A 24,929-nucleotide genomic window follows, 5' to 3' on the forward strand; every position below is an offset into this window, starting at 1 on the left:
ACTACTTTCTACGCTCATTTGCTAGGCGAATTGCCAGCTGATTCGCGTTAAGATACTTCTGTTATCAAAAGCTTTTTCTTTATCAAAGAATTGCTATCAAAGGCTTTCTATCCAGATATTTCTCAAATCAGGAAAATTAATCGTAAATCACTTTCATGATTTCGTATTCGACCACGCCTTTTGGCGTTTCAATACGTGCTTCATCGCCTTCAGACTTACCAATCAAACCACGTGCGATCGGTGAATTGACTGAGATTTTACCCGCTTTAAAGTCCGCTTCATCATCACCAACGATTTTGTATTGTTTTTCTTCTCCGGTGTCCATGTTTTCGATAACGACGCTCACGCCGAATATCACACGACCATCTTTTGGTAATGTTGCAGGATCAATCACTTGCGCGCCGCCAAGTTTGGCTTCGATATCACGGATACGCGCTTCACAAAAACCTTGCTGCTCACGAGCAGCATGATATTCAGCATTTTCTTTCAAATCGCCGTGTTCACGGGCTTCAGCGATAGAAGCAGTGATGCGTGGACGGTCGATACTTTTTAACTGTTTTAATTCGGCTTCTAGAGCCGCATGTCCTTGAGGAGTCATGGGATAACGTTGCATGTTTTTTCCTTAAACCAATAACACCACACCATCTCCTACTCTTAGTGAATAGTGAGATGGTGTCAGTGTTGTTGCAATGAGTATGTGAAGATATAAAAAGAATGAGGTTTAGACTGCGTAACAACTAAACATGCGCTTATCTGTGAGCGTGGATACACTGACAAGCAAGGCACTTTAACTTTACGTAATAAAAAGCATAGTCGCAGTTTAGCCACTATGCTTTTTAGGTCTATCTTTTTAAAACTTTATTTTTTTAAAGTACTGCTTTTTTAAGCCGTACGTTTTTTTAAAGCCCTATTGTTATATAAAAATCGATAACAAGTTTTGCATCCGCTGTTAAACGAGCGTTGCCATTATGCTTAATCTACTGAAATTATGCTGCTAAGTCAATAGAGCTAAGCAATAGTCTTTGCTTGTTCGTGCAAATCTTGTAGCTTATAGACCTCAAACGGTAGGTCAATGCCATAAGATTTACAAACCGCATCTGCCGCGCCTAACGTCGTGACATAGAAGACTTTGCCTTGTAGTGCACTACGGCGAATAGAGAACGAATCCTCTTGAGCTTGTTTGCCTTCAGTCGTATTGATGATAAGGTCAATCTTACCGTTTTTCAAGGCGTCAACGATATGCGGGCGACCTTCGGTGACTTTGTTGATTTGCTTACATTCGATACCATTCTGAGCCAAGACTTCTTGCGTACCAGTAGTAGCGACGATGTTAAAGCCAAAGTCCGCTAGCTGACGGGCGATAGGGGCGATTTGTGTTTTATCACTATCACGTACCGAGATAAAGACCGTTTTGCTTTCGCCCTCAACAGGTAGACCGGGCAGGCGCTCATTACTACCGATGACGGCTTTATAGAATGCTTCGCCAAAGGTTTTACCCACACCCATGACTTCACCCGTTGATTTCATCTCAGGGCTCAAGATAGGGTCGACACCAGGGAATTTAGCAAATGGGAATACCGCTTCTTTTACGGCAAAAAATGCAGGAACGATTTCAGTGGTAAAGCCTTGGTCTTTCAATGACGTGCCAGCCATACAACGAGCGGCGATTTGTGCTAATGATGTACCAATACACTTAGAGACAAACGGGACAGTACGGGCAGCACGAGGGTTCACTTCTAAGATATAAACCGTTTCACCTTTGACCGCGAACTGAACGTTCATGAGGCCAACCACGCCAAGCTCTTTTGCCATCGCGACTGTTTGCGCGCGCATGACATCACATAGCTCTTTAGACAGTGAGTATGGCGGCAATGAACAGGCTGAGTCGCCTGAGTGGACACCCGCCTGTTCGATATGCTGCATGATACCGCCGATGACGACATCAGTACCGTCACATACACAGTCGACATCGACTTCGATGGCGTCATCTAAGAAGCGATCGAGTAGGACAGGCGCTTCGTTCGAGGCTTGTACCGCAGTACGCAGGTAATGTCTTAGCTCGTCTTCGTTGTAGACGATTTCCATCGCGCGGCCACCAAGGACATACGACGGGCGTACAACCAATGGATAACCCACGTCTTTTGCTTTGACCAAACCATCTTCCAAGCTCGTTGCTAAGGCGTTCGATGGCTGTACTAGGTTTAGCTGTTGAATCATATGCTGGAAACGTTCACGGTCTTCAGCGCGGTCGATCGCATCAGGGCTGGTACCGATGATTTTTACGCCCGCTGATTCTAACGCGCGGGCAAGCTTCAATGGCGTTTGACCACCGAACTGGACAATCACACCGTCTGGGTTTTCGATACGGACGATTTCTAGCACGTCTTCTAATGTGATTGGCTCAAAGTATAGACGGTCAGAAGTGTCATAGTCAGTTGAAACCGTTTCTGGGTTACAGTTGACCATGATAGTCTCATAGCCGTCTTCACGCATGGCAAGCGCTGCATGTACACAGCAGTAATCAAACTCGATACCTTGACCGATACGGTTAGGGCCGCCACCGATGACCATGATTTTTTTCTTGTCAGTTGGGTTGGCTTCACATTCGCTATCGTAGGTTGAGTACATATAAGCGGTGCTGGTCGCAAACTCTGCAGCACAAGTGTCAACACGCTTATAAACTGGATAGACGTTCATATCCCAGCGTTTCTTACGTAGTTGCTTCTGTGACACGCCTAGCAATTTAGCCAAACGTAAATCTGACAAGCCTTTACGCTTAAAGCTGCGCAAGTTTTTCTCGGTTAAACCGCCAAAGCCGAGTGATTTTACGGTTGCTTCGGTTTTCACGATGTCTTCGATCTGTACCAAGAACCATGGATCAATCTTGGTGAAGTTGAACACCTCATCGACGCTCATACCAACGCGGAAAGCATCAGCGATATAGTAGATACGATCAGGGGTTGGAATCGTTAAGCGATTGATAATTTCGCTACGAGCCTTCTCAGCACTGACTTTGGATAAATCAACTTGCTCATCAAAACCATCTGCGCCTGTTTCCATACCGCGTAGTGCTTTTTGCATTGACTCTTGGAAGTTACGACCAATCGCCATCACTTCACCGACCGATTTCATCTGAGTCGATAGGATGTTGTCCGCTTGTGGGAATTTTTCAAAGTTAAAACGAGGTATCTTGGTAACGACATAATCAAGCGCAGGCTCAAAGCTGGCTGGCGTTTTGCCACCCGTGATGTCATTTTGCAATTCATCCAATGTGTAACCAATCGCTAGCTTTGCTGCGATTTTGGCAATTGGGAAGCCAGTCGCTTTTGAGGCGAGGGCAGACGAGCGCGATACGCGTGGGTTCATCTCGATGACCACCATGCGGCCCGTATCAGGGTTGATACCGAACTGTACGTTTGAGCCGCCTGTTTCTACACCGATCTCACGCAGTACCGCGAGCGAGGCGTTACGCATGATTTGGTATTCTTTATCGGTCAACGTCTGCGCAGGGGCTACGGTGATTGAGTCACCTGTATGTACGCCCATTGGGTCAAAGTTTTCAATGGCACAAATGATGATGCAGTTGTCGTTTTTGTCACGGACGACTTCCATCTCGTACTCTTTCCAACCGATGAGTGACTCATCGATGAGTAGCTGATGGTTTGGAGACAAATCAAAACCGCGCTCGCAGATTTCGATGAATTCGTCACGGTTGTACGCGATACCGCCGCCCGAGCCGCCCATGGTGAATGAGGGACGAATGATACAGGGATAGCCCATCTTTTCTTGGGTCGCAAAAGCTTCTTCCATCGTTTCAGCGGTTTCAGCGCGTGGGCACTCAAGACCGATACGTTTCATTGCCTTGTCAAACAAGTCGCGATCTTCTGCCATCTCGATTGAGTCTTTGGTCGCGCCAATTAGCTCGCAGTCGTACTTAGTCAGTATGCCATGTTTGTCTAGATCTAGCGCACAGTTGAGCGCGGTCTGTCCGCCCATGGTTGGCAAGATCGCATCAGGACGCTCTTTGGCAATGATTTGCTCAACCGTCTGCCATGTGATCGGCTCGATATAGGTGGCATCCGCCATGACAGGGTCGGTCATGATGGTCGCAGGGTTTGAGTTGACCAAGATAACGCGGTAACCTTCTTCTTTTAGTGCTTTACACGCCTGTGCGCCTGAGTAGTCAAACTCACACGCTTGGCCGATAACGATGGGGCCTGCGCCAATGATAAGAATGCTTTTTATGTCGGTACGTTTTGGCATAATGTTTTTAAGTCCTATTTTGGCGGTTTGGGATTTGTTAAATATTTAAAATTCGTATAGATTAGATAGTTGAGTTGAATTCTATAAAAAAATCATTTTCTATCAAACATTTTATAGAACTCTTTATTAAAATCAGCAGTACATATGGTTGCAGTCCCATTTATAAATCTTGCTAAAATACCATTATCAAATTCGAAAGTGGTCAGCATAGGATAATTTGTTAAAAATGTTAAACCTGGAGACTCATGAATATTTTGTAGAAGTTCCAAAAGTCGAGGGTTTTTCAACATCTTGTCGAGTTGTTGCTCATCCTTTGTTAGCAAGGCTTTTAGAGATGAGTCATTATCTTCTATTGCTTTTAATGAATGTTCCCAAGTCTGAGCTAAAAGACTATAGTAATCCTTTATTAGCTGATTATTTAATAGCAACAGTTTTTCGTTTAACTCTTTATCATTAATGGAATTTACATATATTAAGCTATAAGTTAGCAGATGCTCTGCATATTTTTCTGGAGTCCAATTATTTTGTAGACATGTTAAATATGCCTTTTGATGCGGGGCAGTCACCTTTTCTATAGGATCATGGTCGTTCATATTAGTTCGAAATTGCTTAAGATAACCGCTGTAATCGTATAAACCTAAAATAGCATTAGAAATTTTTTCAGCGTCTTCTCTTTTGTTATAAAATTTTGGATTATTAGCGACTAAAACCCCTAAAGTAATAGGCGTATCAATTGAATTATTAGCAACTAGTTTAGCAACCTGCTCTTTTGTATCTTCAGGCAATAAATTTCTTCTATCATCGGCATTAGCTACTGAAAAAGATATCAAGAACAAAGTTGCTAAAACTAATTTCAACATTGATTATGCCTTAGCCTTTTCCATCATCTCTGCAAACTTATCAAACAATGGCGCAGCATCATGCGGGCCAGGGCTGGCTTCTGGGTGACCTTGGAAGCTAAAGACCGGCTTATTAGTCAGCTCAATCCCTTGGTTAGTACCATCGAATAATGAGCGATGAGTCGATTTAACATTGGCAGGCAAGGTGTCTTCGTCAACCGCAAAACCGTGGTTTTGACTGGTAATCATCACCGTACCAGTAGCCAAGTCTTGTACTGGATGGTTGGCACCGTGATGACCGGTTTTCATTTTAATAGTATTTGCACCGCTGGCTAGACCAATCAGCTGATGACCTAAGCAGATACCAAAAGTTGGAATTTCCGTTTCTTCAATGATGTGACGTACCGCATCGATGGCATAATCACAAGCAGCAGGGTCACCAGGACCGTTTGATAAGAAAATGCCATCTGGATTCATCGCTAGCACGTCAGCGATAGGCGTTTGTGCTGGTACAACGGTGACGTGACAACCACGGTCGACTAGCATACGTAAGATATTGGTTTTGGTACCAAAGTCATAAGCGATAACATTATATTTTGCTTCAACGTGCGTGCCCAAATTCTTAAAGAAGCCGCCCGTACCGCTATCATGGCTACCAGCTACATCACGATTAAGCAAGGTATCTGATAAATCCCAGCTACCAGCGGTCCACTCAAACGTCGTCGGCGTACAGCATTCTTTTGCTAAATCCATACCTTCAAGACCAGCGAACTCTTGCGCCAGTTTGATGGCTTGCTGTTCGTCTTCGCTGCTAATCGTGTCGCCGTTAGATGCGGTCATGATACAACCGTTTTGAGCGCCTTTATCACGTAGTAGGCGGGTCAACTGACGGGTATCTATATCAGCAATAGCGACCGTATCATGGCTCTGTAGATAATCACTCAACGATTCAGAGTTACGGAAATTTGAGGTAACCAGCGTTGCATCACGAATGATCAGGCCTTCTGCCCATACTTGGTGTCCATTACCAGACTCCGTATCTTCAGCATTGGTACCAGTATTACCAATGTGCGGATAGGTGAGGGTGACGAGCTGGCGCGCGTAGCTTGGGTCGGTCAGGATTTCTTGATACCCTGTCATGGCTGTATTAAAGACCACTTCACCGACACGATGACCAAGACTGCCGATACTCACACCGCGAAAGATCGTACCGTCTGCTAGTGCCAAAATTGCTTGTATTTCTGCCGATGAATTCAAGGGTTGCCTCCGCTGTTATTGGTGAGTGCCATCATGATTTGTGGGTGAAAATATTGACTTATAATCACTATTTATAGGGTTATAGCTGCTGTTAAAACCAGAATAAAAAAGGACTAAAGCCAAAATTTTTCCACAAAAAAGCGAGAAGACATTATCGATGGAAACTACAAAACTCACTAGGTAGTGAATAGGTAACTTGCATCATGTCCGCTCGCTTAGGCACAGATTTTGCGCATTATATACAATATCCGCTAAGATAGCCAGCCGATTCTCAAGGTTGATGACTGTGGCTTTGCTGATCGTAGTAAATAGCCGATATTAACTTAGCTAAAAGCCGATATCTGTATACTTGGGCTTTGTTTAAAATTTGCGTGACATGCATATGTATGGTCGTCTTTAAAGAACATGATTGCCTAAAATAAGAGCCATATAAAATGGCCTAAGTAATATCGATAAATCATGCACTGCTGATATCCATTTTTCTTGCTTGCTGTGCCTACGCAGACAGAGGCTACAAAAAATCGATATCAGCAATACCGTCGCGTTTCTAGGATATTCTAACTATATATAAAATAGCCTAAGTTATAAAAATGAATTTTCGTGACTGATATAACCATAAATCTAATACTAAAAGAGCTAGATTTTCACAGGTAGCTTTGCCACAATGGACGGCGCTGTTATAAATATAGCTTTGAACCGAATATAATTATTAAAATACCCAATGTAACAAGGACCCGTTATGATTTACCAATATTTAGACAAAGTGCCTGAGTTTGCCGTTCCATTTAACGGTTGGGTGGCAGATACCGCACGTGTCATCGGCGATGTATATTTGGGTCATCAAGCCAGTGTTTGGTTTGGGGCGGTGATTCGCGGGGACAATGAGCGCATTCATATCGGTGATTATAGTAATGTGCAAGAAAACAGCGTCATTCATACCGATGCAGGCATCGAAGTAAAGATCGGCGATCATGTCACCATTGGTCATTTAGCGATGCTGCATGGCTGCGAAGTCGGTGATAATAGTCTCATTGGCATCGGTGCAGTTATTTTAAATAATGCCAAAATTGGTAAAAATTGTATCATTGGTGCCAAAGCGTTGGTCACTGAAGGCAAAGAGATTCCAGATAATTCTCTGGTAATGGGCGCACCTGCAAAAGTAGTCAAAACCTTGACCGATGAGCAAGCTGCCATGATGAAGTGGTCTGCGCTGCATTATAGCGATCGTTGTCAGACATTTAAGACTGGCTTAAAAGAAATAGCCATGCCTGATTAATCAATATAAAAGTGAGCATTGATTTATCTTTAGATAATCGTTTTATAAGTGATAAGCAGATTGAGCGTTATTGATTTCTCATCCTTTATTGAAACGTTTTTTGAGCAAATAATTTTGGGGCAGAAGCTTTTATGTTATTTATGCCATTAGCATCATGATAAGCCAAATAACGGCAAAAATGATAATACCGATGATTATTCCACGAAAAACGTCATGGCGTATCGAGTAGTCGTTAAGATAAGCATTGTTGTTGCCAGTTTCATCATTATGCAAAGCATTGACGCTCTCGGCACCGGCGCTTTTGCCAACGATAAAGCCTATTAAAGCACCCAAAACCAACATAAACGGCGTAAATAACCAGAATATCTCGCCATTGCCCATGCCAGCAAGTGAGCGAATGACAACAATCGCAAGGTCGATAAGTAAGCCGCCAAAGCCATACATCAAGCCATTTAACAGCGCATAAAGCAGACGCTCTAAAGGCGATTGATAGCTTTTGCCTAACTGCCGTCGCCTAATTTCTCTGATGGAGCGGGCAGGGCGTCGCGGTCGATTAAACAAAGCAGTTTTATCATCAGGCGCTTTCATAAGGTTCTCTATTGTTATTATCAAGCAAGCTAAAGATAAGCTAATGAGATTTTAAAGTAAACAAGTTAGCATAATTTTGTTCGGTGAACAGTAGGCTTATAGAGAATTATCAGCACATTTTATATCCAATATTTTCTCTAAAATATTTTTCATTCAAAAAATCATTCCCTTAAAAAATCATAAGGCTCCAATTATGCAGGCAACTCAAGCACACACTGATGGAAAAGAATTGGCGTTATTCGATCTAGATCATACCTTGCTCGATGTCGATAGCGACTACCTATGGGGCGAATATATCGTCAAGCATAACCTCGTTGATGAAGCTGAATATCGTACAGCCAATCAAGCATTTTACGAACAGTACATCGAAGGCACGCTTGATGCGACCGAATATAATGAATTCGTCGCCCAGTTTTTGAGCAGTTTGCCGATGGATAGACTGCATGAGTTGCGAGAAGATTATATTAAGACTGAAATCGAGCCTCATATTCGTCCAAAAGCGATGGAGGCGCTCTGTCATCATGTCGAAAAAGGTCATGATGTGGTGATTATTTCGGCGACCAATGACTTTGTAGTGTCGGCTATCGCTAAACGTTTTGGTATTGAAGATGCCAATGTCTTGGCTACGCCTTTGGAAATCAAAGATCAGCGCTATACTGGTAAGCTGATGGACAAACCAAACTTTCAGGCAGGCAAGATATACCATCTCGATAAGTGGCTGAATAAAAAGCAACTGGCTGGCATAAAATTTGATAAAACCTATGCCTATTCAGATTCCAAAAATGATATTCCTTTGCTTGAATGGGCGGATGTGGCTATTTGCGTGTCCCCTGATGACGCGTTGCATGCGCATGCGTTAGCCCATCGCTGGGCAGTAGAGGATTGGTCAATTTAGCTGGTCTATGATTATTTAATATAAAGGCATTGATAATTAGTCAACTATTTATCGTCAATCTCATTTAAAATAGCGCCATATCAGTGAGATATTTATTTAAAAACACAGGAATACTTATGGAAATCAATCCGTATCAAGAACAAATCAAAGATCTATCTGAGCGTGGACAGGACTTGCGGAGGTATCTTTGACTTCGATGGTAAGCAAGAACGCTTAGAAGAAGTCAATTTAGAATTAGAAAACCCCGAGCTATGGAATGATCCAGAGCGTGCAACCAAGATTAATAAAGAGAAAAGCCAGCTTGATGGCGTCATCGATGTCGTGGTCTCGCTTGAGACCACCTTAGAAGATGCATCTGCCATGCTGGAGCTGGCGGTAGAAGCAGAAGACGAGTCGTTACTTGCTGATGTACAAGCCGAGCTTGACGATGCGGAGAAGCGCGTTGCTGACTTAGAGTTCCGTCGCATGTTTAGTGGCGAGATGGATCCTAATAATTGCTACTTGGATATCCAGTCAGGCAGTGGCGGCACAGAAGCGCAAGATTGGGCCGAGATGCTACTGCGCATGTATACGCGCTGGGCAGAGGCGCATGGCTTTAAAGTTGACGTGATTGAAGTATCTTCTGGTAGCGTTGCTGGGATTAAATCAGCCACGATTGAGATTAAGGGTGATTATGCCTTTGGTTGGTTACGTACCGAAATTGGCGTGCATCGCTTAGTGCGTAAATCACCATTTGATAGTAACAACGGTCGCCATACCTCATTTGCCGCTGTTTTTGTCTCGCCTGAAATTGATGATAACGTTGAGATTGATATCAACCCAGCTGATTTGCGTATCGATACTTACCGTTCATCAGGCGCGGGTGGTCAGCACGTGAACACCACTGACTCTGCGGTGCGTATTACTCATGAGCCGAGTGGTGTGGTGGTGACTTGTCAGAATGAGCGTAGCCAACATGGCAACAAAGCGACGGCGATGAAGATGCTACGTGCCAAGCTTTATGAGCTTGAGATGCAAAAACGCATGGAGTCGCAACAAGCGGTTGAAGATGGTAAATCTGACGTCGGTTGGGGCAGTCAAATCCGCTCATATGTGCTGGATGACTCACGTATTAAAGACTTGCGTACTGGCGTTGAAACCTTTAACACCGGTGCAGTGCTAGATGGCGACCTTGATCAATTTATCGAAGCAAGTCTAAAAGCGGGATTGTAAAAAAACTTTCAAATATTACCTAAAACCTTATTAAGGAAAACTATGCCAAGCGTTAATAATTATTTTGATGATAAAGTCACTTCTATTGCTTTTCAAACCGCGACCAAGCCCGCTACCGTTGGCGTGATGGAAATTGGCGAGTATGAATTCGGTACTAGCGAATTTGAAACCATGAGTGTGGTGAGTGGTGCATTGACAGTTAAGCTACCAGAAAGCACTGAGTGGCAAACCTTTAATGCGGGCGAGCAGTTTACCGTTGAAGCCAATCAGAAATTCAATGTTAAAGTTGAAGTGGAAACTGCTTATTTATGTGTATATGGTAAATAAGCGATTTTAAAGTAGTAATATAATAATTAACGCCAAGTGTTTAACGCTTGGCGTTTTTTTATGGTTAAATTTTAAGATAAGTTTCAGTCGTAAGATTAAGTTTCAGTCGTAAGATATAGTCAGTGAAAAGTAATATCGAACCATCACGCACTGCTGATATCAATTTTTCTAGCTTACTGTGTCTGCACAGACAGAGGCGACAAAAAATTTATATCAGCAATACCATCGCGTTTTTAAAATATTTTGACTATCTTTGTCAATCGTTATAATTTTTTACGATATTGCACCATGTCCGTTTGGGTGGCGATGGCATCATAGAGTTTGCGTGCTGTGGTGTTGCCTTCTTGCGTGGTCCAATAGACACGGTTGCAATGTTGCTTATCAGCAAAGTCATAAACCTGTTCAATCAGTGCGCGTCCTATGCCTTGCCCGCGGGCAGACTCACTAACATACAGATCCTCTAAGTAACAGCATTCGGTGGTATTCCATGTATTGGGATGTAGCACGACATGCGTGATACCTACCAGCGTTTCATCGACCCATGCCCCAAAGCCATAAATTGGCATATTGCTATCAAGCAGGTTGCGCCAAGTCTTTTCTGTGGTACTTGGTGGCAGACGAGTTTCATAAAAAATTAAATAACTTTGCCACAATTTTAACCAAGCATCGTAATCAGCTTTAGACAATGGGATTATTTTTATCGAAATATTTTTCATGGGTGTTCACTTGATTTTATTAATGGACAGACGTTCAATTATGACGCAATCAATCATAATTGATAACCCTTCTATACAGCATTTTTACATAGCGATTACACTTTATCCGTGGCAAGTAAACAGCAAAAATTCTCATAGTTAATTATGCTAAAACCACTATTATTTAAAAGTGTATTATTTATGACCAAAGCAGCTGCACAAACGACCTCAGAGGATATTCGTCACGATTATGAGCATTTAGCACGTCGGGCGAATTTGCGCTACGTCAGTGATAATGAACCGGGTTATAGTCGTCAGCGTTGGGGTCGCGGTTTTACTTACCGAGATGCTACTGGCAAGACGGTGAAAGACAAGGCTTTGCGCCAGCGTTTTGATGCCTTGGTCATTCCACCGATGTGGTCAGAGGTATGGATATGCCAAGATGATAAGGGTCATCTGCAGTCGACCGGTCGTGATGGCAAAGCGCGCAAGCAATACTTATATCATCCTGAGTGGGATACGGTACGTGACCAAGCCAAGTTCGATGCGATGATAGGTTTTGCGGAGGCATTGCCAAACCTACGTGCGCAAGTCGAAGAAGACTTAGAAGCAGCGCCGCTATCACGCGCCAATGTACTGGCTGCCGTGGTTAAATTGCTTGAGACGACGTTAATTCGAATCGGTAATAGCCGCTATGCGAAGATGAATAAAAGCTACGGTCTCAGTACATTGCGTAGCAAACATGTGAGCGAGATAGACGATGGCTTGGCATTCGATTTCGTCGGAAAAAGTGCCAAAGCCCATCATATCGAATTGCAGGATGAGCGTTTGATTGAGATTGTACAAGCGTGTTCTGAGCTGCCCGGTTATCAAATTTTTAAATACTTAGATGATAATGGTCATAAGCAAGTCGTCGATAGTGCCGATATCAATGATTATTTGCGTAAGCACCTTTGCACTGATGCCAGCAATAATAAAAGCGATCATTTATATAGTGGCAATCTGTATAGTGCCAAGGATTTTCGTACTTGGATGGCCAGTGTATTGGCTGCCAGTCATCTGTATGACGAGCTTGAAGCCGCCAGTGGCAAAGAGATATTGACTAGCGAGCCGGACAGTCGGACGCGCCAACAGTTGGTCACTGATATGGTTAAAGAAGTGGCAGATGAGCTTGGCAATACTCCAAGCGTGTGCCGAGCATCCTATATTCACCCTGTTATTATTGAACGGTTTTTGGCAGGTCAGTTTTTTGAGCCCTATAAACAAGCGCGCCGTGGACGCACTCGAAAGTATCAAAGCTGTGAAGAAAAAGCACTGCTGGGCTTTTTGAGTACATTCGATTAAGCGTACTTGACTAAGCGCACTAGAGTAACTGCGTTAGAAAATAAGAGGCTTATAAAATAAAGGCCTCGGGAATAGTTGCTTTATAAAGTAAGCACATTAGAAGAATATATAGCAGTCTAACAACTGCTAATAGTAAGATAATTATCTGGACTCAGATATTTATAAATGATACGTTATGTATTGAATTAGATGTTAACGTGCTTTTTTAACAGACCCTAATGATTAACGCCCAATTTTATCAAGTAACACAGTCTATAGGATATCGACTGTTGTGATAGCAATTGATATTTTCAGCTCGATCTCCACCGCTAAAGGATTAGCCCATGAATACCTCATCTACACAAACCGCGCACGCTACAGCGGATACTTCTAAAACACCCATCAATTATAGTGATTATTATAATAACTTCGAGATGAATGCGTTGTTAGAGGAAATATTTGGCGCGCATTTGGATGATCGATTAAATGCTTACATGGCTTGCTGTGGTCGCCATGTGCGTGACGGTCGCGCGGACAATACGGCCTTAGTCCATGAAGATACTAGCGGTAACATAACGCGCATGAGCTTTGGCGAGTTGGATGAAGCGAGTGCGCAAGTTGCCAATTTATTATTGTCCTATGGTGTAAAAGCCGGTGACCAAGTCGCCACCATGCTACCGCGCACGCCTGAATTACTAACGGTTGTATTAGCGACATGGCGCATTGGGGCAGTGTACCAGCCGCTATTTACCGCTTTTGGTTACGATTCGATTAAGTACCGTATGGATAAGGCCAATACCAAGGTGGTATTTACCAATCAGGAAAATCGTGGCAAGTTTGAAGATTTGGCCAAACAAGCCAAAATGGTACTTATTGGCAGTATTCATGATAGCGACGCTTGGGGTGATGACAATTATCACGAGATGAGGGTGACGCAGCCGCAAGCGATAGAAGCTGTTTTGCTAGATACGGATGCACCATTCTTGCAAATGTTTACTTCAGGTACGGTGGGCAAGTCAAAAGGCGTTAGTGTGTCATTAGCGGCGTTGCCTGCTTTTTATCTATATATGCGTTATGCGATTGATCTGCGCGAGACTGATAACTACTGGAATATGGCTGATCCCGGCTGGGCGTATGGGCTATATTATGCGATTACTGGGCCTTTATTATTAGGGGTCACGACCTACTTTAACGAAGCAGGCTTTGATGCGACCAATACCCGCGACTTTATGGTGCGCCATAAGATTACCAATCTAGCGTCATCGCCAACGGCTTTTCGGATGATGAAATCGAGTGGTGTTTTTGATGCATCGTCCGCAAATGACGATAACGCCTTGTCTCTACGCTGCGCTAACTCGGCAGGGGAGACGCTGAATACTGAAGTAGTAAGTTGGGTGGAAAGTCATTTGGGCTGTCAGGTTTGCGATCAATATGGGCAGACAGAGACTGGTATGACCTGCTGCGAGCATCATGCTTTGGCGCATAAATGTCCAGTCGGCTCGATGGGCATGGCGTTACCGGGGCATACGCTGGTAGTGCTCGATGATGATATGCAAGTATTGCCCGATGGTGAGCAAGGACAATTGGCAGTCGTGGTCAGTCAGTCGCCTGCGTTTTATTTCCGAGGCTATAGTTGGAATGAAAAACAAGCGTTTTTTGAAGATTACTATTTGACAGGCGACGTGGTCGAGCGTCATAGTGACGGCAGCTATTGGTTTTCAGGACGTGATGATGACATCATTATCACGGCAGGCTATCGGGTCGGTCCTACCGATGTCGAAAACACTGTGCTCGAGCACGCAGCGGTCGCGGAGTCTGCTGCCGTTGGTATACCTGATGAGGTGCGTGGGCATACGATTAAGTCCTATGTGGTACTCAAAGATGGCATCGAGGGCTCTGAAGAGATTGCTCAGCAAATCAAAGACTTGGTACGCAAACGTTTATCGACTCACGCTTATCCGCGGGAAGTTGAATTTGTGAGTGCACTACCAAAAACACCAAGCGGTAAAATTCAGCGCTTTTTGCTGCGTAGCCTGTCTGCAGATTGAAGCCTCTTGGTCCAGAGTAGGGGCGCAGAGCAGTTATAAAAAGAGCAGTTATAAAAACGTTAAACATCAACATCAAACAAAAATTTATTAAGGGAATAATATGCAGATTAAAGAAAATAGCTTTTTGGTCACCGGCGGTGCATCAGGATTGGGTGAAGCCGTGGTTCGCGCTATCGTCGCTCAAGGTGGCAAGGTCGTCATCGCTGATTTGAATGAAACAGTAGGGTCAGCGCTAGTAGCTGAGCTGGGCGATAATACGCGTTTTGTTCGTTGTGATGTGACCAGTGGTGATGAGGTGCAAGCGGCGGTAGATACAGCAGAAAAAGAGTTTGGTGGTCTGCAAGGTTCTATTAACTGTGCAGGTATTGCCGTGGTGCAAAAGCTACTGGATCGTGAAAACAATCCTGCTGATCTCGATCAGTTCAGTCGCGGTGTTATAATTAATCAAGTGGGCTCGTTCAATGTTGCACGTTTAGTAGCAGCTAGTATTGCTAAGCGCGTAGCAGCGAATGTGAACCCTGATAGTGAGCAGAACGCGGACAATGGTATCATTATCAATACTGCTTCTATCGCTGCTTTTGATGGGCAAGTCGGGCAAGCCAGTTATGCCTCATCTAAAGCTGGCGTTGTCGGTATGATGCTGCCATTAGCTCGTGAGCTGACTCGTCATGGCATTCGCGTGATGACGATTGCACCGGGTGTCTTTGCCACCCCAATGATGGAGAGCTTACCGGAAAAAGCACGCACGCAATTAGAATCAGCCGTTCCTTATCCTAAGCGCCTAGGAGCACCGAATGAGTTTGCCAAACTGGTGACCCATATTATTGATAATGCCTACCTAAATGGTGAAGTGATTCGTCTTGATGGTGCCATTCGTATGGTTTAGTTTGACAACTGCCAGAACACGTTGTTATCTTATTCATCATTTTTGCACAAAACCTGATCATTAAATATGACATAGTGCTTTGATATATTATGACTCGTTGCTATCAAGCATTGCTTATAAGGACCAAAGCCTATGTCATTTTTCTCTTTCAGTCTTAGCACCAAATCTCGTTGGTTGTTTATTGCGATAGGACTTGGTCTGACTGCCATCATTAGTACCAGTGCGATAGGCTATGTCAAAACCTCCTCGCAGGCAAAAAACGCGGTTGATAAAGGTCAGTCTATTCCTAGCACGCTCATTGTCGATAAGGTCTTTGTTGACAAGTCTGAGCGCATTTTAAAGTTATTAAGCAAAGATATCGTGGTCAAATCCTATCGCATTGCATTAGGTGACAGCCCGATAGGACATAAGCACCAACAAGGGGATCAGCGCACACCAGTAGGCTACTATACCTTAGATTATAAAAATGAAAACTCAATAGCCCATCGCTCCATCCATGTCAGCTACCCAAATGCGGCAGATAAAGCACAGGCTAAGTCTCGCGGCGTCAATCCAGGTGGCGACATTATGATTCATGGGCAAATGAATGGCTTTGGTCATTTAGCCGGGCTCAATCAACAACGCGATTGGACAGATGGCTGCATCGCCGTCACTAATGATGAGATGGATGAAATTATGGCGGCTGTGAAAGTAGGCACCGCGATTGAAATTGTTGAATAAGCCACTTTTAAGGTTTATGTATACTTAATGCTTGCTGAGTTGATTAGCTTTTTAGATATTTTGTAATAACCGCATATTTTTTTCGACGATTTATTCACACTCCTAAACTATTCCTCTCTCTTTTTCACAAACTTAACACTACCTATTTTTCTTTCCTATATTCCCTTGAAATAGCTCATCAATGTGCCTATTAATGCCTTATCGTCATATCATTGTTATAAGTAAGGTTTATATTAATCAGGTGCAATGCGCACTGCTTGCTATTGGCTTGTTATTGATAGGAGCTGATATTGATAAGCCATTATTGATTGTTGATAACCGTTAAATTGATATTGAAATATTACTCAACAAACCTGATATAGATAACAACGAAAAGCTTGGGCATTGTTTGATACTTATAAAAAGCCGCAGCTACTATCAGATATAAAATATTATTAATTCTAAAAGGACACCAATATGAGGTTCGAAAAATTTACCCAAAAATTGCAATCTGCGATTCAAGAAGCCCAAAGTTTGGCGCTAGGGCGCGACCATACAGGAATTGATCCTGTGCATTTGCTTGCCGTGTTGCTGCAAGACGAGTCTAACTTGTCTATCTGCCAGCAAGCGGGCGCGTCTATTCCTGCGCTAAAAAATGGCGTGGCAAAGGCGCTTGATAATCAAGCGACGATTAGCGAGCCAACTGGTGACGTTAATTTGAACCCTAATTCGGTCAAAATTTTGAATTTGGCCGATCGCCAAGCGCAAAAAGAAGGCGACGATTTTATTGCCACTGAATGGGTGATATTAGCACTCGCTGAACAAGGCGAAACCAAAAAAATATTTGAAAGCGCTGGCGTGACGGCAGCCAAATTAAAAGCCGTTATTGAACAATTACGTGGTGATGAAACCGTGAACAATCAAAACGCGGAAGATCAACGTGACGCGCTGAATAAATATACGATTAACTTAACTGAGCAGGCGGAGCTTGGCAAACTGGATCCAGTCATTGGTCGTGACGAAGAGATTCGCCGCACCATTCAAGTACTGTCACGTCGGACTAAAAATAATCCAGTACTTATCGGTGAGCCGGGTGTGGGTAAAACCGCTATCGTCGAAGGCTTAGCACAAAAAATCATCAATGGTGATGTACCAGAAGGGTTGCGCCGTAAAGAAGTACTGTCATTAGACTTAGGTGCGCTTATTGCCGGCGCAAAATTTCGTGGTGAGTTTGAAGAACGCCTCAAAAGCGTATTGAGTGATTTGGCCAAGCAAGAAGGCAATGTCATCTTATTTATCGATGAGCTACATACCATGGTTGGCGCGGGTAAATCAGAAGGTGCGATGGATGCGGGTAATATGCTAAAGCCTGCGCTAGCCCGTGGTGAGCTGCATTGCGTCGGTGCGACGACTTTGGACGAGTATCGCAAGTATATCGAAAAAGATGCCGCGCTTGAACGTCGCTTCCAAAAAGTATTGGTCGATGAGCCAACGGTCGAGGATACCATTGCGATTTTGCGTGGCCTCAAAGAGCGTTACGAGCTGCATCATGGGGTCGATATTCAAGACAGTGCGATTATTGCTGCCGCACGCATGAGCCATCGCTATATTACTGACCGCAAGCTGCCGGATAAGGCGATTGATTTAATCGACGAAGCTGCCAGTCGTCTGCGTATGGAGATGGACAGCAAGCCTGAGTCACTTGGCAAGCTTGATAGCCGTTTGATTCAGTTAAAAATGCAGCGTGAAGTGCTCAAAAATGAAGAAGACGCTGGCGCGCAAGTCGAGCGTAAAGTACTTGATGCACAAATAGAAGAGTTAGAAAAAGAGTACGCCGATCTCAATGAGATTTGGCAAGCAGAAAAAGCGCTGGTCAAAGGCAGTCAGCAGCTAAAAGACGAGCTAGACAAAGCGCGTATCGCCTATGATAAAGCCAGCCGCGAGGGCGATTATGAGACCATGAGTAAGCTGCAGTATGAGACCATTCCGCAGTTAGAGCGCCGAATTCATGAGTCGGACTTGGCTGAGCAAAAAGAGCAGACTGGTGAAAATAGTGGGGTAAAACTACTACGTAACAAGGTCACGGATAATGAAATTGCCGAAGTGGTTGCCGCCGCCACGGGCATTCCGGTCAGTAAAATGATGCAAGGCGAGCGTGACAAAATGCTGGCGATGGAAGAGAAACTCCACGAGCGCGTCATCGGTCAAGATGAAGCAGTCGAAGCGGTCGCCAATGCCGTGCGTCGTAGCCGTGCGGGCTTGTCGGATCCGAATCGACCATCTGGTTCGTTCTTGTTCCTTGGGCCTACTGGTGTCGGTAAAACCGAGCTGACCAAATCATTGGCGAACTTCTTATTCGACTCTGAAGATGCGATTGTTCGTATCGATATGAGTGAGTATATGGAGAAGCACAGCGTCAGTCGCTTAGTGGGTGCGCCTCCAGGTTATGTTGGCTATGAAGAAGGTGGCGCGTTGACCGAAGCGGTACGTCGTAAGCCCTATAGCGTGATATTGTTTGATGAAGTCGAAAAAGCGCACCCTGATGTGTTCAATATCTTGCTACAAGTGTTGGATGATGGTCGTTTGACCGATTCGCAAGGTCGCGTGGTGGACTTTAAAAACACCGTTATTATCATGACCAGTAACCTAGGCTCGCATAAAATTCAAGAGATGGTTGGCGAAAGCTACGACGATATCAAAGCGGAGGTCATGGATTCTGTCGGTCAGCATTTCCGTCCAGAGTTCGTCAACCGTATTGATGAGATTGTGGTTTTCCATCCGCTCGGTATGTCGCAAATGGCAGGTATTGCTGACATTCAATTGGATCGATTACGTCAGCGTTTGCATGAGCGCGAGATGGACATCGAGCTATCCTCTGATGCGATGAACAAGCTGGTCGCCGTGGGTTATGACCCTGTGTATGGTGCGCGTCCGCTAAAACGTGCTATCCAGCAAGAGATCGAAAATCCGCTGTCATTAAAATTGCTGTCTGGTGACTTTGTCGCTGGCGATATCATCAAAGTCGATGTCGGCGCTGATGATAAGCTTACCTTTGATAAGCTTCGAATGAGCTAATAGTAAACGCTAAATAATTGTTGCTAAATGACGGTTATGCTTTAAAACCAACCCTTTATTTGTCTATTTTTTATATAGGCAGATAAGGGGTTTTTACTTTGCGCTCTATAATCATTTTACCGTTGTCATACTTTGATTATGTTATAACTATAGTCAAAATATCCTAAAAATACGATGGTATTGCTGATATCAATTTTTTGTCGCCTCTGTCCGCGCAGGCACAGCAAGCAAGAAAAATGGATATCAGCAGTGCGTGATGGTTCGATATTATTTTTCACGCACTATCACTTAAGCCCTAATAAAGCCAATATAACATTAAGGGAGATGACATCATGATGATGACCAATAAAAAATATATTAGCACGCCATTAATCTTGCCGTTAATCATAGCAGCCCTGCTATTTAGCGCCTCTGCGTGCTCAAACCCATCAGCAGTCAATACCGATGCAGATCTGACAGAGTACAAAGAAGGTCAGGCTTCTGCCAAAGATTCGGCAGCGAGCACTGAAAAACCTGCCTTTGCCACTAAGACTGTCGCTACCTTTAATGAACCATGGGCGATGACCGCGCTACCCAATACCAATGATGAGCCACCAACATTACTGGTTACCCAAAAGACCGGTGAGCTCTTCATGGTCGATACTGCTACCGGTACTAAAACCGAAGTAAGCGGTGTGCCGACCGTTGCGTATGGCGGGCAAGGCGGTCTAGGTGACATTATTCTAGCATCAGATTTTGCTACCAGTAATGTCATATATCTCAGTTATATTGAAAGCGGCACGGGCGCTGATGACAATAAATTTGGCGCGAAAGTGATTAGCGCTAAGCTCTCAGGTATAGGTAGCGCTGCTCCTAGTCTGCAATCTATTACCCCGATTTGGCAGCAGACGCCAAAGGTAAAAGGGCAGGGGCATTATAGTCACCGTTTGCTATTCTCTCCCGATGGTCGCTATCTCTATATCAGTTCAGGTGAGCGGCAAGAAAAAACGCCAGCGCAAGATATGAGCGTCAACTTGGGCAAAATCATTCGACTATACCCTGACGGTAGCGTACCCGCAGACAATCCATTCGCCAACGAAAATAAGGAAATTAAGGCACAGTTTTGGACAACTGGGCATCGCAACGTACTGGGTATGGCCTTTGATGACAGTGGTCGGCTGTGGGCAAATGAGATGGGGCCAAGAGGTGGTGATGAGTTTAATTTAATCGAAAAAGGCAATAACTATGGCTGGCCGCTGGTCTCTAATGGTCGCAACTATTCGGGTACAGATATCCCTGACCATGACACTCGGCCTGACTTGACTGCGCCCAAAGTGACTTGGACACCCGTCATCTCACCTTCTTCATTAAGTATATATTCAGCCGGGACTCATAATGATTTTCCAGCATGGCAAGGCAATGCGCTAATCAGCGGCCTGTCATCAAAAGCGCTCATCATAGTGAGTTTTGATGACAGCAACAGTGCCTCTGAACGTTACCGCTATGATATGGGGAAGCGTATTCGTAGTGTACTGAACGTGGATGGACAAGTCTGGTTATTAGAGGACGGCGATGCGGCTAAGTTACTGCAATTGCTACCTAAATAGTATATTGCTATAAAGAGTGAATGATAGCACTGTTAAAACTAATTCATAAATCTACATAAAGGGTACTGCGATTTTTACCATAAATCCAGCGCCTTTTGTAGTTTTAAAGCTTAGAAAATGAATAGAGTAGATGGCTTTTATTTTACTCTAAACCAGAATTTTGACTTGTTACCATCTATACATCATATTTTTAGACAAGTTTAAGAATAGGAAAACATTAGAGCAAATAGGGTGTTTCTTGATGGCTATATTTTGTAATTATTTGATAATCAAAGGTTATTTTGTTAAGGTAGCATCCCTTATATAACGAGATTAGCACATGGACGAAGTAAAAGTAGGTCGATTGGGTCCGTTTCCACGGGTCAGTAAACCTGTGTTTATAACCTCGACGTTGTTGATTGTCGGATTTATTATTTTTGGCGCTTTTTTTACGGAAGCTGCCGGCGCACTTTTTAGTTTTTTACAGAGCTTTATTACCGATAAGTTTGGTTGGCTATTTATTGTCTTGGTCAACGTGGCACTCGTTTTTTGTATCTATTTAGCCATGAGCCGTTACGGCGATATTCGCTTGGGTAAACAAACAGAACGTCCGCAATATAGCCTCATCTCTTGGATAGGGATGTTGTTTTCGGCAGGTATCGGTATTGGTTTGGTTTATTGGGGTACGGCTGAGCCGTTGTATCACTTTATGGCCCCACCACTTGGTGAAGCGGAGACAATAGAAGCGGCCAAACAAGCGATGAACATCTCGTTTTTACATTGGGGTTTACACGCTTGGGCGATTTATACCATCGTGGCATTGTCGTTGGCTTACTTTCATTTTCGCCGTGGTCTGCCATTATCGATTCGCTCGACGCTGTATCCGATATTGGGCCGCAAGATTTATGGTCCTTGGGGTCATACCGTTGATATTTTAGCAGTATTCGGTACGATGTTTGGGGTAGTGACTTCTTTGGGTTTAGGGGTGATGCAGATAAATTCTGGTCTGGAGAACTTGTTCGGTATTCCTAATAGTTTGGGCGTGCAATTTGCGATTATTGCATTTGTGACTGCCATGGCATGTATCTCTTTGATGCTGGGTCTTGATAAAGGCATCAAACGTCTAAGTGATATTAATATGGGACTGACGGGTATTCTGTTGGTCTTTATGGTGATTTTGGGTCCGACGCTATTTATCTTCGACAGTTTTATCGAAAATATCGGTAATTATCTAGGGTCGATTGTGACGTTATCGGCGTGGGGCGAAGCCTATAGCAATACCGATTGGCAAAGCGGCTGGACGATATTTTACTGGGCGTGGTGGGTAAGTTGGGCACCCTTTGTCGGCGTATTCATTGCCCGTATCAGTCGTGGTCGTACTATTCGTGAATTTGTCTTGGGGGTCTTATTAATCCCAATGACGATTTTATTCTTCTGGTTTACTACGTTTGGCGGTGTTGCTATCCATATGGAGCTATTGGCATCGATCAACCCTGACATGCTGAGTCCTGGACTGATTGAAGCAGTGCAAGCCGATACCGGTAGTGCGATCTTTAAACTGGTCGAATACTATCCACTGACAAAACCTGTGACCTTGTTGATTGTTATCATGATTGTATTATGGTTCGTCACGTCTTCTGATTCGGCAAGCTTTGTCATCGATATGTTGACGGCAGGCGGCGATACCAACCCGCCAAAGATTCAGCGCTTGTTTTGGGCGACGATGGAAGGGGTCATTGCTGCAATATTATTAGCAGCTGGTGGTTTGGGTGCGCTACAAGCCGCCGCTATCGTGGCAGGTTTGCCGTTTGCTCTGGTAGTCTTTGTCATGATGTATGCGCTGTTGCGTGGTTTAAGTCGCGATCGCTTGATTTTATATCGTGCGCAGCAATATTTCATCACCGAAGAGTCTGCTGATCATAACTCGGCTAATGAGTTCGTAGATGAGCATTTGCTAAAAGGTCCACCTAAAATTGCAAAGGGTGACTAGGGCATTAATGATATGCTGATTGTTGCTTGTTTTAATTAAGCCTGTTATCTGAGTCCTTAAGAAAGTTTTTAAAACAGGCCTTAAAAAAATATTTAAGACAAGCAACGATCAATTATTTACTGTAAAAAATCCTAAGATAAACCGATATCTTAGGATTTTTTGCTTTATAACAATAAATGGTTGTTAACCTAATTTGATAGTTCGTAAGTATCTTGTTAAGGTTGGCATCCTAAAAAATTGAGATTATTAAATGGATCACGTTAAAGTTGGCCGTTTGGGCCCTTTTCCACGGGTAAGTAAACCCGTGTTTTTAACCTCGGCGATTTTGATCGTCGCGTTCATTATTTTTGGTGCCTTTTTTAACGAGCAAGCAGAGCTGGTATTTAACCAAGCAAAAGCCTTTGTTTCTATGCGCTTTGGTTGGTTTTTTATTGTGGTGGTCAACTTAGCTCTGCTCATGAGTATTTATTTGATATTTAGCCGATACGGCGATATCAGGCTTGGGCACCAAACAGAGAAGCCAGAGTACAATTTAGTCTCTTGGATTGGGATGCTGTTTTCGGCAGGTATCGGTATTGGCTTGCTCTATTGGGGTACCGCTGAGCCGTTGTATCACTTTATGGCACCGCCATTGGGTGAAGCTGAAACCATTGCAGCGGCCAAACAAGCGATGAATATCTCATTCTTGCATTATGGCCTACACGTCTGGGCAATCTATGGCATTGTAGCCTTGGCTTTGGCGTATTTTCACTACCGTGTTGGCTTGCCATTAGCGATTCGCTCGACGCTGTATCCGTTAATCGGTAAAAAAATCTATGGTCCTATGGGGCATACAGTTGATACACTTGCGGTATTCGGTACCATGTTTGGCGTGGTGACTACCTTAGGTCTTGGGGTGCTGCAGATTAACTCCGGTCTTGAGACGCTATTCGGTATTCCGAATAACATTACCGTACAGATCATTTTGATTGCGTTCATTACTATGTTGGCAGGCATGTCGCTCTTGATGGGTCTTGATAAAGGTATCAAGCGCTTAAGTGACATCAATATTTTCTTCACAATTGTACTGTTAAGCTTTGTCATTATCTTAGGTCCCACGCAGTTTATTTTTAACAGCTTCGTTGAAAACATTGGTAATTACTTACATCAAGTGATTCCTTTGGGTCTGTGGACAGAGTCTTATGAAGGTCAAGAAAACTGGCAGTCATCATGGACAGTATTCTATTGGGCATGGTGGATTAGCTGGTCGCCATTCGTCGGTGTATTCGTCGCTCGTATCTCGCGTGGTCGTACCATTCGTGAGTTCATACTAGGCGTGTTATTAATCCCTATTACCATTTTATTCTTATGGTTCACCGCTTTTGGTGGTTCAGCGGTACATATGGAGCTGATGGCAGCGATTGATCCTAATATGGCCAGTCCTGGTCTGGTTGAAGCTGTGCAAGCAGATACGGGTAGTGCCATCTTTAAGCTAATGGAGTCTTATCCATTTACTTCAGCGCTTAACTTGTTGATTGTCGTGATGATTGTTCTTTGGTTCGTTACTTCGTCAGATTCAGCCAGTTTTGTCATTGATATGCTGACTTCAGGCGGCGATACCAATCCACCGAAGATTCAGCGTTTATTCTGGGCAGGGACAGAAGGTGTGATTGCGGCGGTATTGTTAGCGGCAGGCGGTTTGGGTGCGCTACAGGCAGCCTCTATTGTCTCAGGCTTTCCCTTTGCCGTTGTCATATTAATCATGATGTATTCACTACTGCGGGGATTGAGCCGCGATAGATTGATTTTGTATCGTCAGCAGCAGTGGTTCATCACCGAAGAATCGGCAGAGCATAACTCAGCCAATGAGTTCCGCGACGAAGGTTTACTGACAGGTCCACCAAAAATCATTGAGCCTAATGATTAATAGCCTAGCTATCTGCTAAAAGTACCATAAAACGTAAAAGTCCCAGCCTTGTGCTGGGACTTTTTATTCAGCTACTTTAATAAGG

Annotated in this window: 18 protein-coding genes; 12 read left to right on the forward strand and 6 right to left on the reverse strand. The window is 43.9% G+C overall.

The annotated features are described in order from the left end of the window. Positions 1-136: 136 nt before the first annotated feature. The 4 genes from greA to carA all read right to left on the reverse strand — a co-directional run bounded on the left by greA (position 137) and on the right by carA (position 6,359). Positions 137-613, reverse strand: coding sequence for a transcription elongation factor GreA (gene greA, locus ACSUPM_RS05395; RefSeq protein WP_045445504.1), 477 nt, complete (start codon positions 611-613; stop codon positions 137-139). 395 nt (positions 614-1,008) lie between these two features. After that, a complete protein-coding gene (gene carB / locus ACSUPM_RS05400) occupies positions 1,009-4,263 on the reverse strand; it encodes a carbamoyl-phosphate synthase large subunit (RefSeq protein WP_201566000.1) in 3,255 nt (1,084 codons plus the stop codon). 92 nt (positions 4,264-4,355) lie between these two features. Beyond that, a complete protein-coding gene (locus tag ACSUPM_RS05405; protein WP_201566002.1) occupies positions 4,356-5,123 on the reverse strand; it encodes a hypothetical protein in 768 nt (255 codons plus the stop codon). A 3-nt stretch (positions 5,124-5,126) separates the two neighbouring features. Continuing rightward, positions 5,127-6,359 (reverse strand): glutamine-hydrolyzing carbamoyl-phosphate synthase small subunit, encoded by a 1,233-nt coding sequence (gene carA, locus ACSUPM_RS05410; RefSeq protein ID WP_201576811.1) that lies wholly within the window; start codon positions 6,357-6,359, stop codon positions 5,127-5,129. 739 nt (positions 6,360-7,098) lie between these two features. Here carA and ACSUPM_RS05415 point away from each other — a divergent pair. Beyond that, positions 7,099-7,635 (forward strand): gamma carbonic anhydrase family protein, encoded by a 537-nt coding sequence (locus ACSUPM_RS05415; protein WP_173239695.1) that lies wholly within the window; start codon positions 7,099-7,101, stop codon positions 7,633-7,635. 138 nt (positions 7,636-7,773) lie between these two features. On the opposite strand, the gene ACSUPM_RS05420 is transcribed toward ACSUPM_RS05415, so the two are convergent. Further along, positions 7,774-8,223: a hypothetical protein gene (locus ACSUPM_RS05420; protein WP_025651062.1), complete on the reverse strand. Its 450-nt coding sequence runs from the start codon at positions 8,221-8,223 to the stop codon at positions 7,774-7,776. Positions 8,224-8,416: 193 nt separating this feature from the next. Here ACSUPM_RS05420 and ACSUPM_RS05425 point away from each other — a divergent pair, with 193 nt between their 5' ends. From ACSUPM_RS05425 to ACSUPM_RS05435, 3 genes are all read left to right on the forward strand, one after another. Further along, positions 8,417-9,118 (forward strand): HAD family hydrolase, encoded by a 702-nt coding sequence (locus ACSUPM_RS05425; protein WP_025651063.1) that lies wholly within the window; start codon positions 8,417-8,419, stop codon positions 9,116-9,118. Between the two features lie 116 nt (positions 9,119-9,234). Beyond that, positions 9,235-10,330 (forward strand): peptide chain release factor 2 gene (gene prfB / locus ACSUPM_RS05430; protein WP_101212133.1). Its coding sequence is split into 2 segments (ribosomal slippage): positions 9,235-9,306 and positions 9,308-10,330, totalling 1,095 coding nucleotides; the frame shifts between segments, so codons are not numbered across the junction. A 42-nt stretch (positions 10,331-10,372) separates the two neighbouring features. Further along, complete coding sequence (locus tag ACSUPM_RS05435) at positions 10,373-10,657, forward strand: pyrimidine/purine nucleoside phosphorylase (protein WP_025651065.1); 285 nt, start codon at positions 10,373-10,375, stop codon at positions 10,655-10,657. Between the two features lie 263 nt (positions 10,658-10,920). On the opposite strand, the gene ACSUPM_RS05440 is transcribed toward ACSUPM_RS05435, so the two are convergent. Further along, the gene (locus ACSUPM_RS05440) at positions 10,921-11,373 is read right to left on the reverse strand and encodes a GNAT family N-acetyltransferase (protein ID WP_173239696.1); all 453 of its coding nucleotides are present in this window, start codon (positions 11,371-11,373) and stop codon (positions 10,921-10,923) included. Between the two features lie 180 nt (positions 11,374-11,553). Here ACSUPM_RS05440 and ACSUPM_RS05445 point away from each other — a divergent pair, with 180 nt between their 5' ends. From ACSUPM_RS05445 to ACSUPM_RS05480, 8 genes are all read left to right on the forward strand, one after another. Then, positions 11,554-12,696 (forward strand): DNA topoisomerase IB, encoded by a 1,143-nt coding sequence (locus ACSUPM_RS05445; RefSeq protein WP_101212144.1) that lies wholly within the window; start codon positions 11,554-11,556, stop codon positions 12,694-12,696. Between the two features lie 323 nt (positions 12,697-13,019). After that, positions 13,020-14,723, forward strand: a complete 1,704-nt coding sequence (locus tag ACSUPM_RS05450) for an AMP-binding protein (protein WP_201566018.1) — start codon at positions 13,020-13,022, stop codon at positions 14,721-14,723. 100 nt (positions 14,724-14,823) lie between these two features. Beyond that, positions 14,824-15,609 (forward strand): SDR family NAD(P)-dependent oxidoreductase, encoded by a 786-nt coding sequence (locus tag ACSUPM_RS05455; RefSeq protein ID WP_025651069.1) that lies wholly within the window; start codon positions 14,824-14,826, stop codon positions 15,607-15,609. Positions 15,610-15,741: 132 nt separating this feature from the next. Continuing rightward, positions 15,742-16,329, forward strand: coding sequence for a L,D-transpeptidase family protein (locus tag ACSUPM_RS05460; protein ID WP_201566020.1), 588 nt, complete (start codon positions 15,742-15,744; stop codon positions 16,327-16,329). Between the two features lie 456 nt (positions 16,330-16,785). After that, positions 16,786-19,383: an ATP-dependent chaperone ClpB gene (gene clpB / locus ACSUPM_RS05465; RefSeq protein ID WP_436880260.1), complete on the forward strand. Its 2,598-nt coding sequence runs from the start codon at positions 16,786-16,788 to the stop codon at positions 19,381-19,383. Between the two features lie 332 nt (positions 19,384-19,715). Further along, a complete protein-coding gene (locus tag ACSUPM_RS05470; protein ID WP_198015411.1) occupies positions 19,716-20,969 on the forward strand; it encodes a PQQ-dependent sugar dehydrogenase in 1,254 nt (417 codons plus the stop codon). Between the two features lie 319 nt (positions 20,970-21,288). Then, complete coding sequence (locus ACSUPM_RS05475) at positions 21,289-22,938, forward strand: BCCT family transporter (protein ID WP_025651073.1); 1,650 nt, start codon at positions 21,289-21,291, stop codon at positions 22,936-22,938. A gap of 250 nt (positions 22,939-23,188) precedes the next feature. After that, complete coding sequence (locus tag ACSUPM_RS05480) at positions 23,189-24,844, forward strand: BCCT family transporter (protein WP_025651074.1); 1,656 nt, start codon at positions 23,189-23,191, stop codon at positions 24,842-24,844. Positions 24,845-24,929 lie beyond the last annotated feature (85 nt).

Source organism: Psychrobacter okhotskensis, from assembly GCF_965638355.1.
GTDB lineage: Bacteria > Pseudomonadota > Gammaproteobacteria > Pseudomonadales > Moraxellaceae > Psychrobacter > Psychrobacter okhotskensis.